9 protein-coding genes are annotated in these 13,353 nt (G+C 50.3%); 2 read left to right on the top strand and 7 right to left on the bottom strand.

Going from position 1 to position 13,353, the window contains the following annotated elements:
- Positions 1-29: 29 nt before the first annotated feature.
- The 3 genes from LKD70_RS06500 to LKD70_RS06490 form a co-directional block, all read right to left on the bottom strand.
- Positions 30-1,475, bottom strand: a complete 1,446-nt coding sequence (locus LKD70_RS06500; RefSeq protein WP_227707228.1) for a TrkH family potassium uptake protein — start codon at positions 1,473-1,475, stop codon at positions 30-32.
- Positions 1,476-1,485: 10 nt separating this feature from the next.
- Entirely contained in the window at positions 1,486-2,844 is a 1,359-nt protein-coding gene (gene trkA, locus LKD70_RS06495; protein ID WP_227707227.1) for a Trk system potassium transporter TrkA, read from the bottom strand.
- Between the two features lie 216 nt (positions 2,845-3,060).
- Positions 3,061-5,136 carry an elongation factor G gene (locus LKD70_RS06490; protein ID WP_227707226.1) on the bottom strand — a complete coding sequence of 692 codons (2,076 nt, stop codon included), beginning with the start codon at positions 5,134-5,136 and terminating at the stop codon, positions 3,061-3,063.
- Positions 5,137-5,404: 268 nt separating this feature from the next.
- On the opposite strand from LKD70_RS06490, the gene LKD70_RS06485 reads away from it, so the two are divergent.
- Positions 5,405-6,502, top strand: coding sequence for a prephenate dehydrogenase (locus LKD70_RS06485; protein WP_227707225.1), 1,098 nt, complete (start codon positions 5,405-5,407; stop codon positions 6,500-6,502).
- Between the two features lie 20 nt (positions 6,503-6,522).
- Positions 6,523-7,812, top strand: coding sequence for a 3-phosphoshikimate 1-carboxyvinyltransferase (gene aroA, locus LKD70_RS06480; RefSeq protein ID WP_227707224.1), 1,290 nt, complete (start codon positions 6,523-6,525; stop codon positions 7,810-7,812).
- A gap of 161 nt (positions 7,813-7,973) precedes the next feature.
- On the opposite strand, the gene LKD70_RS06475 is transcribed toward aroA, so the two are convergent.
- The 4 genes from LKD70_RS06475 to LKD70_RS06460 all read right to left on the bottom strand — a co-directional run bounded on the left by LKD70_RS06475 (position 7,974) and on the right by LKD70_RS06460 (position 13,128).
- Positions 7,974-9,578 (bottom strand): xylulokinase, encoded by a 1,605-nt coding sequence (locus LKD70_RS06475; RefSeq protein ID WP_227707223.1) that lies wholly within the window; start codon positions 9,576-9,578, stop codon positions 7,974-7,976.
- Between the two features lie 104 nt (positions 9,579-9,682).
- Positions 9,683-10,669 carry a diaminopimelate dehydrogenase gene (locus LKD70_RS06470; protein ID WP_227707222.1) on the bottom strand — a complete coding sequence of 329 codons (987 nt, stop codon included), beginning with the start codon at positions 10,667-10,669 and terminating at the stop codon, positions 9,683-9,685.
- Between the two features lie 128 nt (positions 10,670-10,797).
- Positions 10,798-12,297, bottom strand: a complete 1,500-nt coding sequence (araA, locus tag LKD70_RS06465; RefSeq protein ID WP_227707221.1) for an L-arabinose isomerase — start codon at positions 12,295-12,297, stop codon at positions 10,798-10,800.
- A 132-nt stretch (positions 12,298-12,429) separates the two neighbouring features.
- Positions 12,430-13,128, bottom strand: coding sequence for an L-ribulose-5-phosphate 4-epimerase (locus tag LKD70_RS06460; RefSeq protein ID WP_320442586.1), 699 nt, complete (start codon positions 13,126-13,128; stop codon positions 12,430-12,432).
- Positions 13,129-13,353: the final 225 nt, after the last annotated feature.

Below are 13,353 nucleotides of genomic sequence, written 5' to 3'. Positions count from 1 at the left end.
TCAGAACTCTTCTCCCCGGATTCTTCCGTCTAAAATCTTCTCCTCCACAGATCCAGAGAGAGCATGAGCAGAAATGGAATAATCTCAAGTCTTCCCACAAGCATGTCGAAGCTGAATACAATCTTTGACAGCGGCGAGAACATGTAGAAATTGTCCACAGGCCCCACTTTTGAAATTCCCGGTCCCACATTATTGATCGTTGTCAGAACACCGCTGAACGAAGTTGCAAAATCAAAGTTGTCGATGGAGACGAGAATTACGGACAATACCATTATAAATATGTATGCCGCAAAATATACATTAATCCCCCGAAGCGTCTCCGCGCTGACCTTTTTGCCATTCATTTTTACAACAGTAACCGCATTGGGATGAAGGATTTTCTTAAGCTCCTGACGGATTGACTTACACAATATAACGAAACGGCATACTTTGATTCCGCCTCCCGTGGAACCCGCACAGGCTCCTACAAACATTACCGTCAGAAGTATCACCTGGGAAAGCTGCGGCCACAGTTCGAAATCCGCCGTATAAAATCCTGTTGTTGTAATGATCGACGCCACCTGGAAGGACGCATACCGGAACGCATGCAGTACGCTTCCGTATATATTCACAATATTGACCGTAATAACCGCGATGGCCGTGGCAATGATCCCCAGGTATGCCCTGAGTTCCTCGTTTTTCAGCACGCTCTTCCAGTCCTTGAGAAGAAGGAGGAAATACAGGTTGAAATTCACGCCGAACAGGATCATAAACACAGTAATGACACCGTCAATATATGCGCTGTCGTAAAAACTTACGCTGGCATTCCTGTTGGAAAATCCGCCTGTGCCCGCCGTACTGAACGAATGGACAACTGCGTCGTACAGATTCATGCCCCCGAACATAAGGAGGACAACCTCGGCTGCGGTCAGTACAAAATACATCTCATAGAGAATCTTTGCCGTATGCCTTGCTTTTGGAACAAGCTTATCCGCCTCCGGCCCCGGCATCTCGGCACGCATAAGCGGCATGGAGTTCTGGTCATCCAGAGATGTGATCATCAGCACAAAGACGAGCACACCCATACCGCCGATCCAGTGCGTAAAGCATCTCCAGAAATTGACTCCCATCGGCAGTGATTCAATATCCGTAAGAATCGTGGACCCGGTTGTCGTAAATCCGGATACCGTCTCAAAAAACGCATCGATATAATTCGGAATACTTCCCGAAATACAGAATGGCAGCGCCCCGAACAGCGACCACAGAACCCAGGCAAGGCCGACAATAACGAATCCTTCCTTTCCGTATATCGTGGTAGATTCCGGCTTCTTTCTCCCTAAAAGCAGAAAGATAACAGCAAGGATCACAGAAACAGCCACAAACGACAGGCCGCTCCTCTCTCCGTAGACAAATGAGACAATTGCCGGGATCAGGAGCACCGCTCCCTCGACTCCCAGCATTTTGCCCAGAATATATATGATCATTTTTTTATTCATTGTTCCGCCCCTACATTAAGATGTCCTCTATATCATCTATGCTTTTTTCCATTGTAATGACAATCACGCTGTCGCCCACCTGAAGGCAGTCATCTCCGCCCGGAATAATGATCTGGTGCTTCCGGGCAATGCATGCGATCAGGTTGTTGGACTTCAGAGAGAGATCCCTGAGCGGAACCCCTGTGTATTTTGTCTCTGACCTGATAATAAACTCCAGAGCCTCTACCTGCTCATCCACAAGCTGGTACATCGTTTCCACATTGGCGCTTCCCTGAGAATTTCTTCTCGCCCGTACATAGCTCATGATCGCATCCGCCGTCGCCAGCTTCGGCGAGACAATACTGTCAATGCCGAAACCTTCTACAAGCCGGACTCTTCTGTCCTCATTCACCTTTGCGACTATTTTGCCTACGCCCTGCTTTTTCGCAAAGAGAGAGGTGATAATATTCTCCTCATCCATTCCTGTCAGAGCCACAAACGCATCTGCCTCGGCAACGCCTTCCTCTATCAGAAGATCGTGATCTGTCGCGTCTCCCTGAATAATTGTAGCCTTGGGCAGGATCTCGCAGAGCTGCTCGCACCGCTCTTCATCCTTTTCTATGATCTTCACCTGCATTCCGACAGCTCCGAGCTGTTTCCCGAGGTAGTATGCCACACGGCCTCCGCCGCAGATGATCACTTTTCTGATCTTCTCTCTGTGTTTTCCGAACTGTTTGAAAAACAGCTCGATTTCTCTGTGGGAAGCCGCAATATGTAGTCTGTCGCCCTCCCTTAATATATAGTCTCCATCCGGGATCAGCACCTGATCCGCAGTCTCAACCGCGCACACAAGCACCTTAATCTGGAATCTGTCGTACAGATCCGCAAGAGAATGCCCGATCAGCCTGCTCTCCGCGCAGATCGGGAACTCAATCAGTTCCACCCGGCCTTTTACAAAAGTCTCAACCTTGCTCGCATCGGGGAACAGGAGAAGCCTGTTGATCTCGTCAGCAACAATCAGTTCCGGATTTACGGCCATGCTCAGATGGAGATCTTCTTTAAGAAGACCGATCTGTCCGAAATAAACCGGATTTCTGACGCGGGCAATCGTATGTTTCGCTCCCAGTCTTCTGGCGATCAGGCAGCTGAGCATATTCAACTCGTCAGAGGAAGTACATGCAATGACCAGATCTGAGTGTTCCACACCGGCCTCTTTCTGTACAGCGGCTTCTGCGCCGTCCCCTGTCACACATGCAATGTCGAGCCTGTCAACAGCGTATCTTAACTTCTTTTCATTGCTGTCGATCATCACCACATCATAGTCTTCAACAGAAAGCTGTTTTGCAAGTCTGTACCCTACTTTTCCGTCGCCTATAATAACAATTTCCATCACTTTTCCCTCTGCAAATCCTCATATGAATTTTTAGTCCGCCTCGTCGGCAGAGCAATTATAGCACCTTTGATATTAAAGTACAACAGCCTTATCGCTTTCTTAACAAAAAGCAGAGATACAGCCCGAAACCATATCTCTGCTTTTCTGCCAGAAGCCGGCATTTCAGGAGTTTTCACCTAGATCCGCTCCCGGATTTTTCTTTTTTCTTTACCTTTACTCTTCCGCTGCTCTTGCGGCGATCTCCTTCTCCTGCACATCGGACGGGGCCTGCTCGTATCTCGCAAAGGTATACTCATACGTGCCGCGTCCGCCGGTCATGGAGCGGAGCGTCGTGCAGTACCCGAATACTCCTGTCATCGGGATATCCGCCTCAATCACCTGCTTGCCGCCGGAAACCGGATTCATGCCAAGCACACGTCCGCGTCTCTTGTTAAGATCACCCATTACGTCTCCCGTATATTCATCGGGGACTGTCACCTTGATGGATGCGATTGGCTCAAGAAGAACCGGAGAAGCCTCCATGAACCCTTTCTTAAACGCCTGGGATGTGGCGGTCTTGAACGCCATCTCCGAGGAGTCTACCGGATGATAAGATCCATCGTAAAGGATCGCCTTTACGCCCACAACCGGATATCCGGCAAGAGGCCCTTTCACAACGGATTCCTGAAGCCCCTTCTCCACTGCCGGGAAGTAGTTCTTCGGAACCGCGCCGCCGACAACGCACTCTTCAAATACATACGGTGTATCCAGATCGCCTGAAGGCTCAAATTTCATCTTAACGTGACCGTACTGGCCGTGTCCGCCGGTCTGCTTCTTATACTTCATATCCACATCCGCGTTCTTACGGATTGTCTCACGGAACGCCACCTTCGGCGTCTCCAGGATGATCTCCACCTTGTATCTTGCCGCCAGCTTGCTCGCTGCAATCTCCAGATGCTGATCTCCCATACCGTAGAGAAGGGACTGACGGTTCTCACTGTCATTGACAACTTTCAGCGTGACATCCTCCGCTGTCATTCTTGCGAGCGCCTGGGACACCTTGTCCTCATCGCCTTTGTTCTTCACACTGTATTTCATATATGTATAAGGAACAGAATAATCGGTCTTCGCATAGGAAACCTGCGTGGACTTCGTGGACAGCGTATCGCCTGTGCGTGTATTCGCAAGTTTCGCAATAGCGCCGATATCTCCCGCAAACAGCTCACTCACTTCCGACGGTTTGTTTCCGCACATTGTATAAAGCTTGCCTGGTTTTTCCTCTGCATCCGTGTCTGCATTGTAGAGAACGTCGTCTCCTTTGAGCACACCGGAGCACACCTTAATGAAGGAATATTTTCCGATAAACGGATCTACCATTGTCTTGAACACATATGCAGTCTTTGCTTTTGAGAACTCATAGTTCGCCTCAAAGATATCGTTTGTCGTGCGGTTGATGCCAACGCACGTTCTCTTATCCGGACTCGGGAAGAATCTTACAATATCGGAAAGAAGATTGGCAACGCCCTGGGCCTGGATATTGGAACCCATGGCTACCGGAACGATATCCCCGTCCATTACTTCTGTACGCATGGCAGCGCGGATCTCCTCGATGGAGAACTCCTCGCCGTTGAAATAGCGTTCCATAAACTCTTCGCTCGTCTCAGCAACCGCTTCCATAAGGGAGTCTCTTAGAATCTGAAGGTTCGGCTTGCAGTAATCCGGGATCTCACACTCTTCTCTCTGGCCGATTCCTGTGTATCTGCGGCCCGCATTTTTGATGACATTGATGTATCCGACCAGTTTCTCGTTCTCACGGATCGGCTGGAAATGGGGTGCGATCTTCTTTCCATAGCGCGCAGTGAGATCTTCCACAACCTGACGGAAGCTGGCATCGTCAACATCCATTTCTGTCACATAGATCATTCGGGGAAGATTATACTTGTCACACAGCTCCCAGGCCTTCTCCGTACCGACCTGCACGCCTGCTTTGCCGGACACAACAATAACCGCCGCGTCAGCCGCGCTTACCGCTTCCTCAACCTCTCCTACAAAATCAAAATATCCCGGTGTATCAAGGATGTTGATCTTCGCCTTTTCCCACTCAATCGGTACCAGACTTGTACTGATGGAAAAACCGCGTTTCTGCTCCTCTTTATCAAAATCACTTACCGTGTTGGCTTCCGCCACTTTGCCCATGCGGTTCGTCGCGCCGGAAACATAGAGCATTGCCTCAACAAGGCTTGTCTTTCCGCTTCCGCCGTGACCAAGCAATACCACGTTTCTGATTTCGTCCGTTCTGTAAACCTTCATGCTGCTGCCTCCTTGTATGTAGTTATTCTTTATATCCGCTTTTCCTGCGAACACAAACACTATGGGTATATTGTACTAAAATTCCGGTATGATTACAACTATTTTATATATTTTTCACATATATTTTGTGCCGGTTCAGGTGCGGTCGCGCCAGCACGGCAAACGTATATACAGGCGGCATTTCTGTCCTCTTAAGTGCCATTTACTTTTGCAGTGTAAAGTGTTAATATACTTCTATGGAATTTAAGGAAAGGATACCCCGCTGACCATGGATTTAAAAAAAATCGGATTCGTCGGGCTCGGACTCATTGGCGGCTCCATCGCCAAAGCAGTCCGAACATATTATCCCGACTGTGAAATCATCGCATTTGACAAGAACAGAGAGACACTGGCGCTGGCGGTGCAGGAGGGAACGATTCACACAGCCTGCTCCTCCATCGACGATAATTTCAAAGGATGCAGCTATATTTTCCTCTGCGCGCCGGTCTCTTATAATACTGCATATCTGTCACAATTAAAAGAAATCATGAGTGACGGATGTCTTCTGAGCGACGTGGGAAGTGTCAAGACTTCCATTCACGAAGAAGTCATCTCCCTCGGACTGGAAGACCGCTTTGTCGGCGGACACCCGATGGCAGGCTCTGAGAAAAGCGGCTTTGCCAACTCCAAAGCGCATCTGATCGAAAACGCGTACTATATTCTCACGCCGACCTCCAAGGTACCGCAGGAAACGGTCGGCCGCTACCGGGATTTTGTAGCGTCCTTAAAGGCGATCCCGCTTGTACTTGACTACCGGGAACACGATTACATCACAGGGACGATCAGTCATCTGCCCCATCTCATCGCAGCCGCGCTTGTAAACTATGTGCATGACACAGACACAAAAGACGGACTTATGAAAGCTCTGGCTGCCGGCGGTTTTAAAGATATCACGAGAATCGCCTCTTCCTCCCCTGTCATGTGGCAGCAGATCTGTCTGAAAAACAGGGAGAACATCACCGAAATTCTCGACGGTTATATCGAGTCGCTCCGCAGAGTACGCGCCTCGGTGGATGCGGGAAACGAAGAAGCGCTTTACTCCTTCTTCGAGTCGTCCCGTGATTACAGAGACTCCATGCCGAACAGTTCGGCAGGACCGATCAAAAAGCAGTTTGCACTCTACTGCGACATCATCGACGAAGCCGGCGGAATCGCCACCATTGCAACGATTCTCGCGAGCAACAATATCAATATCAAAAATATCGGGATCGTCCACAACAGAGAATTTGAGGAAGGTGTGCTCCGCATTGAGTTTTACGACGAAGATTCTTCCGCAAAGGCGTCGGGCCTGCTGAAGAAATACCGCTACGTCGTCTATGAAATATAGAAGGAAGGATATTCAGACAAATGGAATTAAGCAGTATTACAGGGCTGAAAGGAAAGGTGAGCGTTCCGGGAGATAAATCCATCTCCCACCGCAGCGTCATGTTCGGGTCTCTCGCTCAGGGCACCACAGAGATCCACAACTATCTGATGGGGGCGGACTGCCTTGCCACAATCCGCTGTTTCCGGAAAATGGGGATTGAGATCGAGGAAAACGGATCCACCGTGCTTGTACACGGCAGAGGGCTTCACGGCCTGTCAGCTCCCTCAGAGATCCTCGATGTGGGAAACAGCGGTACAACAACCCGGCTTCTGTCCGGCATTCTTGCAGGACAGCCCTTTGACTCCAAGCTCTCGGGAGATGAATCTTTAAACTCCCGTCCGATGAAGCGGATCATAGATCCCCTCACACAGATGGGAGCTCATGTGTCCAGTATATTAAGAAACGGCTGCGCGCCCCTCTATATCACACCGGGAACGCTTCACGGCATTCACTATGAATCCCCTGTTGCGTCCGCCCAGGTAAAATCGTGCATTCTTCTGGCCGGGCTGTATGCCGACGGAGAAACAGCCGTCACAGAGCCCTCTCTCTCCCGCAATCATACAGAGCTGATGCTGAGAGAATTCGGCGCAGATATCCGCTCCGTCCATGACATCGGAAGCACAAAAGCCACGGCCACGATCATCCCGGGGAACGAACTGTCCGCACAGAAAATCACGGTACCTGGTGATATTTCGTCAGCCGCATACTTTATTGCGGCCGGGCTGATCGCACCGGACTCTGAGGTTCTCGTGGAAAATGTAGGCATCAACCCGACCCGGGCAGGTTTTCTGAAAGTATGCGAGGATATGGGCGGAGATATCTCCCTTCTCAATGAGCGCACGGAAGGGGGAGAAAAAATTGCAGATGTGCTCGTAAGAACAAGCCGTCTCCACGGTGTCACAGTGGAGGGCGACATCATCCCGGCCCTCATCGACGAGATTCCGATGATCGCAGTCATGGCTGCCGTCGCGGAAGGCACAACAGTCATAAAAGATGCGGCCGAACTGAAAGTAAAGGAAACCGACCGGATCGAGACGGTCACAGACAACCTAAAGGCAATGGGATGCGACGTGACTCCCACTTCCGACGGAATGGTCATAAACGGCGGAAAATTAAAGGGCGCCGCCATCCACACCCTTCTCGACCACCGGATCGCAATGGCGTTCAGCATCGCGGCGCTTGTGGCGGAAGGCAACACAAAGATCCTGGACAGCCACTGCGTAGACGTGTCCTATCCGACGTTTTACGATACATTTGAGGATCTGCTGTAAGTCAAATGAACTTGTCCGCTTGGCTCGTTGCTCGCGGGAATAAAACAGAAGTCCGCGCCTGCTTCTCAGGCATATTACCGCTTCTCAGGCTATAAAAGGAGCGCCGGTTTTGCACCTGCGCTCCTTTCGCCTTATCTCATCTTATCTCAGATCGCCTTATCTCAGATTCCGGCATCCACTGCCGCCCTCTCGATGGCAAGACCTTTCTTGTATGTCTCCATAAATTTCTCGTATCCGTCAACATCCTCGGCAACCGGATCCATCACTGTTCCTTCCGTGTCACCGAATACTTTATTGTTGAGGTAATCCGTCAGGCTTTCACCCTCATCCTTTCTGACAAGGTAATCTGCCAGAAGAGCGATTCCCCATGCGCCGCCCTCTCCGGCTGTCTCCATAACGCACACCGGAGTGTCGATGGCTGCGGCAAGGATTCTCTGTCCGACGCCTTTCGTCTTGAAGAGTCCGCCGTGGCCCATCATGCGGTCAAGTTTTACGTCCTCCTGCTTCAGAAGGATGTCCATTCCTGTCTTAAGCGCTCCCAGTGAAGTACACAGATGAACACGCATAAAGTTCGCCAGATTGAACTTGCTCTCAGGAGAACGAACGAACAGCGGGCGTCCCTCGTCGAATCCCGTGATCGTCTCGCCGGAGAAATAGTTGTACGCAAGCAGTCCGCCGCAGTCCGGATCTCCTTCCAGCGCCTTGTTGTACAGTGTACCGAACAGCTTGTTCATATCCACTTCCATGCCGAAGCTCTCCGCAAATTCACGGAACAGACCAACCCATGCATTCAGATCAGACGTACAGTTGTTGCAGTGCACCATGGCTACCAGATCTCCCGCGGGAGTTGTCACCATGTCGATCTCCTCGTAAGGTTTTGACAGGTCTTTCTCGAGAACCGTCATCGCAAATACGCTTGTTCCCGCGGATACGTTTCCGGTTCTCACTTCCACACTGTTTGTGGCAGTCATTCCGGTTCCTGCGTCTCCTTCCGGCGGACACATCGGAATTCCCGCTTCAAGATTTCCGGTCGGGTCAAGGAGTCTTGCGCCCTCTTCCGTCACTTTTCCGGCGTCCTCGCCTGCCAGAAGCACTTTCGGGAGCAGCTCGCGGATCTTCCACGGATATCCCTTGTCCGCAACAAGCTCGTCAAACTGATCCAGCATTCTGCTGTCGTAATCTTTTGTAGCGATATCGATCGGGAACATTCCTGACGCGTCGCCGTTTCCGATCACTTTTTCTCCGGTCAGTTTCCAGTGGATGTAACCTGCAAGTGTCGTAAAGAAGCGCACGTCTGCAACATGATCCTCCCCGTTTAAGATCGCCTGGTACAGGTGGGCAATACTCCAGCGCTGGGGTATATTGTAAGAAAACAGAGCCGAGAGCTTCTCCGCTGCCTCTCCTGTGATCGTGTTTCTCCATGTACGGAAGGGAACGAGAAGCTCATCATCCCCGCCAAACGCAAGATAGCCGTGCATCATGGCGCTTACTCCGATGGCGGCAAGCTTTTTCAGCTGTACGCCGTACTGTTCCTCCACGTCTTTTACAAGATCACTGTAGCATCCCTGAAGTCCTTTCCAAACATCCTCGATATCATAAGTCCAGATGTGGTTGACCAGCTTGTTCTCCCACTCGTAGCTTCCCGAAGCGATGGGGGCTCTGTCCTCGCCGATGAGCACGCCTTTGATTCTTGTAGAGCCGAGTTCGATTCCGAGAATCGCCCGGCCTGCGCTGATCAGCTCTCTGATCTCTTCTTTGTTCTGCATAAGTGCACTCCTCCTTTATATTCTTTCATTTGCGGCATCGTCATTTTACCGTTTTCGCACGGCATCCGCGATGCATCTTGTTTTTCCCCGGCTTTTCAGCCATTTTACAGCATTGTCCTGCGAAGTTCCTCCGGGCTCTTTGCACTTAAGTATGCCGGAGCGATATCAAATACTGTGCGGCATCCGCTCTGTTCCTCGCCGGAAAGGCGGTATGCGGCGCGGGCATATGCCACGAGCACGGATGAGGTGAATTCCGGGTTGGAATCCAGCTTTAAGCTGTACTCGATCAGATGAGAGTTTTCCCCTTCCCATCCGGTGCGTCCGCTTCTTAACACGAATCCGCCGTGCGGAATTCCGCTGTGGTTTTTCTTTAACTCTTCTTCACTGATAAAGTGTACCGTTGTGTCATAGTCTGCAAAATAGTTCGGCATTGTCTTAATCTCTTCCTCGACTTTTGCCGCGTCTGCGCCTTCCTCCAGAACAACAAAGCACTCTCTTGTGTGCTTTTCTCTTGTTGAAAGCTCCGGGTTTTTCCCGCTTCTCACTGCTTCAAGGGCACTCTCCACAGGGATCGTATACTGTTTCGCGTCTTTTACCCCGTCCACTCTGCGCACAGCGTCTGAATGGCCCTGGCTGACTCCTCTTCCCCAGAACGTATAATCGCTTCCGTCCGGAAGGATCGCATTGGCATACAGACGGTTCAGCGAGAACAGTCCCGGATCCCAGCCCACGGAAATAATCGCCACTTTTCCGCCTTCTTTTGCCGCAGCGTCCACGTTTGCAAAATGCTCCGGGATGCGGGCGTGGGTGTCAAAGCTGTCGATCACATTGAACATACGCGCAAATTCCGGAGTCTGCTCCGGCAGATCGAAAGCGCTTCCTCCGCAGAGGATCATGACGTCAATTTTGTCTTTCCACTCAGCCACGTCCGCGACCGCGCACACCGGAACTCCTTCTGTCAGGATGTTTACGCCTTTCGGATCTCTGCGGGTAAACACAGCCGCAAGCTCCATGTCCGGATTCTGCTTTATGGCGCACTCTACGCCTTTTCCAAGATTTCCATAGCCGATAATACCGATTCTGATACTCATATTCGATTGCTCCTTTACTGATTTTCTGTGATACTCTGCTATTATACAGTCAGAAAAGCCCGTTTGCAATGGAATTTCTCTCTCAAAAAGGGACATGAATCACGTCACGTCCCTTTCTTCTGTTATCTCTATTTTCTGAAGGCGATCTCATTCCATCTGAGCTCGTTTTTCAGTCCGCGGATCGTTGTATCTCTGTCAATGTAAACAGCCTCGATACCCATAGCCGCAGCCCAGTCTCCCATCTGCTCGGATGTCAGGTCATAGGAGAACGCTGTGTGATGTGCGCCGCCGCAGAGAATCCATGCCTCAGCTCCTGTCTGAAGGTTCGGCTCCGGTGTCCAGAATGCTGTAGCAACCGGAAGGTTCGGCATCTCTTTCTCTGTCTTCTTGCAGTTTACATCATTGATGATCAGGCGGAAACGGTCTCCCAGGTCAATGAGGGAAGTTGCCACTGCCGGTCCTGTCTTGGATGTGAACACCAGTCTTGCCGGATCTTCTCTGTCTCCCATGGAGAGCGGTTTTACCTTGATGCTGATCGGGCCGTCCGCGATCGTCGGGCACACTTCAAGCATGTGGGACTGAAGGATTCCCTCTTTGCCCGGAACAAGGTTGTATGTGTAGTCTTCCATGAAGGAAGTTCCCTTTGCATCTTTCATTCCTTCTGTCATGATCTTCATGATGCGTACCATGGCAGCTGTCTTCCAGTCTCCCTCTGCGCCGAAACCGTAGCCTTTCTGCATCAGTCTCTGCATTGCCAGACCCGGAAGCTGTTTTAATCCGCCCAGATCTCCGAAGTGTGTTACGATCGCCTGGTAGTTGTTCTCCTCAAGGAATCTCTCAAATCCTATCTCGATCTGTGCCTGTACTGCAACATGGCGGCGGAACTCTTCCGGATCTCTGCCCTCGAGAAGGATGTTGTATGTGTCATAGTACTCGTCTGTCAGAGCCTTTACATCGCTCTCGGACACAGCGTTTACAGCCTCTACAACTTCATTTACCGGGTAAGCGTCCACTTCCCATCCGAATTTGATCTGAGCCTCTACCTTGTCGCCCTCTGTAACCGCTACGTTTCTCATGTTGTCCGCAACTCTCATGACACGCACGTGGCTGCTCTCCACAACACCTACCGCTGTGCGCATCCAGGAAGCGATCTTCTTCTGTACATTTTCATCTGACCAGTGTCCGACTACAACTTTTCTCTCGATTCCGAGACGTGTAAACACATGGCCGTACTCACGTCCGCCGTGCGCAGACTGGTTCTCGTTCATGAAGTCCATGTCAATGGTGTCATACGGAATTTCCACATTAAACTGTGTGTGCAGGTGAAGCAGCGGTTTTCTGTACTCCTGAAGTCCGAGAATCCATGATTTTGCCGGAGAGAATGTGTGCATCCATGTGATAACTCCCGCACAGTTCTCGTCCATGTTCGCCTCATTGAATGTTTTTCTGATCACTTCATTTGTAATCATGGTCGGTTTGAGCACGATCTCATAGGGAAGAATTCCGGACTCGTTGAGTTTGTCCACAATGATTCTGGAATGCTCTGCTACGTGGGCCAGACACTCCTCTCCGTAAAGGTCCTGTGATCCTGTGCAGAACCAGAACTTATAATCTTTTCTTTTTAACATTTTTGTTTCCTCCTGTTATGAAATGTTTTTGTTTGTTTTACTATTTTTTTACTATAAATAAACTTAAAAAGTTTCTATAGATTTCTTTATATTATCTCACGGTATAGTTTATCTTTTCGTATGCCGCCTTTACTATACGTTCTGTCCGTAATATGCGTTTGCTCCGTGTTTTCTGTAGTAGTGCTTATCCTGCAGCTCCTGCGGCGCCGGCTGCACGTCCGGATTGATCGCCTCGCAGTGAGCAGCCATCTTCGCGACTTCCTCTGTCACAACCGCATTGTGCACAGCCTCGTGCGCATCCTTGCCCCATGTGAATACACCGTGATTCTTGCAGAGCACGGACGGAACCGCGATGTAATCTTTCTTCCGCGCCTCAAACTCGTCCGCAATCAGCACACCTGTGTTTTTCTCATAGGCATCCTCAATCTCTTCCTTTGTCAGATTTCTCACGCATGGAATCTCTCCATACATATAGTCTGCATGAGTTGTACCGTAACACGGAATGTCTCTTCCCGCCTGCGCCCAGCTCGTCGCCCACTCAGAATGTGTGTGAACTACTCCGCCGATATTCGGGAATCGGTTGTAAAGCACCATGTGAGTCGGTGTGTCAGAGGACGGATTATATTTTCCCTCCACCTTATTTCCTTCAAGATCTACTACGACCATGTCATCCGGAGTCAGCATATCGTACTCCACACCGCTCGGCTTGATGACAAACAGACCGCTTTCACGGTCGATACCGCTTACATTTCCCCACGTAAATGTCACAAGTCCATACTTGGGAAGCAGCATGTTTGCCTCATACACTTCTTTTTTCAGTTGTTCCAGCATCACTCATTCTCCTTTCATTGATTCCTGCCGCGTTTTTTACGGCATATGGTACACCCTTGTGGTGTTTCATTATTTACTGCCGTGCTTTTCACGGCATTTGGTACACCCTTGTGGTGTTTCATTATTTACTGCCGTGCTTTTCACGGCATTTGGTACACCCTTGTGGTGTTTCATTATTTACTGCCGTGCTTTTCACGGCATTTGGTACACCCTTGTGGTGTTTCA

It is taken from the genome of Ruminococcus turbiniformis (assembly GCF_020687545.1).
Lineage (GTDB): Bacteria > Bacillota > Clostridia > Lachnospirales > Lachnospiraceae > Mediterraneibacter > Mediterraneibacter turbiniformis.
Note: the sequence above shows the minus strand (reverse complement) of the source record. Positions and strands in the feature narration are given on the sequence as shown.